Here is a 218-nt window from a genome sequence, read left to right as displayed (position 1 = left end):
CGACGACGTACGCGAACTCGGGGTCGCCCTCGGGGCTCTTGGTGACGACCTTGAGGTGCTTGGGGAGCAGGCTCACGAGGGTTGTGCCGACGTTTCCCGTCTGGGCGGGGGGAGTTGAGGGGGCGGGCCTTCCGGGGGCGCTGTCCGTCGCGAGCGCGCGCAGCTCCGCCGAGGAGACGACCTTCGTCAACTCGGCGGGGGAGAGCGGGGGTTCGGGG

Annotated in this window: 1 pseudogene; it reads right to left on the bottom strand. The window is 72.0% G+C overall.

Annotation, left to right across the window (positions count from 1 at the left end):
* Window positions 1-218 (bottom strand): annotated as a pseudogene (locus AOK24_RS03950) (hypothetical protein); the annotation flags it as partial.

It is taken from the genome of Streptomyces niveiscabiei, from assembly GCF_001419795.1.
Lineage (GTDB): Bacteria > Actinomycetota > Actinomycetes > Streptomycetales > Streptomycetaceae > Streptomyces > Streptomyces niveiscabiei.
The sequence above is the reverse complement of the archived record's forward strand: the minus strand, read 5'-3'. Positions and strand labels throughout refer to the sequence as shown.